The organism is Gordonibacter pamelaeae 7-10-1-b (assembly GCF_000210055.1).
Classification (GTDB): Bacteria; Actinomycetota; Coriobacteriia; order Coriobacteriales; family Eggerthellaceae; genus Gordonibacter; species Gordonibacter pamelaeae.
Genome location: NC_021021.1, coordinates 2,529,471 through 2,530,377 on the forward strand (window position 1 = coordinate 2,529,471; position 907 = coordinate 2,530,377).

General features: G+C 71.8%; 1 protein-coding gene. It reads right to left on the minus strand.

Going from position 1 to position 907, the window contains the following annotated elements; genetic code table 11:
• Positions 1-9 precede the first annotated feature (9 nt).
• Positions 10-907 (minus strand): CpaF family protein (locus GPA_RS11790; protein ID WP_041239557.1); only part of this gene is annotated, 898 nt, incomplete at its 5' end.

Here is a 907-nt window from a genome sequence, read left to right on the forward strand (position 1 = left end):
GCCCGACGCTCAGGCCGCCGAGCAGCATGCGCGCATCCATGCATCCACCTCCTCCCGCCCGGCGCACCCGCGCGACGGCAGGTCGGCAACCCATGCCGGCGCGCCCGCCCATGTCCCGCACGCCTCCGTTTCCCCGCACTTGAACAGGGGCTCCACGACACAGCGCCGCCGCTCGCGATCGTAGGACAGCGCCACCACCTCCGCGATGCGCCGCGAGCCGTCCAAGGCGCGCGCCGTCTGCACCACCAGGTCGATGGCGCTGGCGATGTTCGCCTCGATCACGTCCACAGGCAGGTCCGCCCCGTAGCGCACCATGGTCATCAGGCGCGCTACCGATTCCTCCGGCGAGTTCGCGTGCAGCGTGGTGAGCGAGCCGTCGTGCCCCGTGTTCATGGCCTGCAGCATGTCCAGCGCCTCCGCGCCGCGGCACTCGCCCACCACGATGCGGTCGGGCCGCATGCGCAGCGCGTTCGTCACCAGGTCGCGGATCGTCACCTCGCCGAGTCCCTCCGCGTTGCGCGGGCGCGCTTCCAGGCGCACCACGTGCGGATGCTCCAGAAACCGCAGCTCGGCCGAGTCCTCTATCGTGATGATGCGCTCCTCGTGCGGGATGGCGCACGACAGCGCGTTCAGCAGCGTGGTCTTCCCCGATCCCGTGCCGCCCGACACGGCCACGCTCTTGCGCGCCCGCACCGCCCAAGTCAGGAACTGGCGCATGGCCCCGTCGAACGACCCGAGCGCCTGCATGTCAGCGAGGGTCATCACGCGCCGCGCGAACTTCCTGATGGTGAGCACGGGCCCGTCCAGCGCCAGCGGCGGGATGACCACGTGCACCCGGTGGCCCTGCGGCAGGCGCGCGTTCACCATGGGCGACGACTCGTCGATGCGGCGGCCGAGCGGCCCCAGC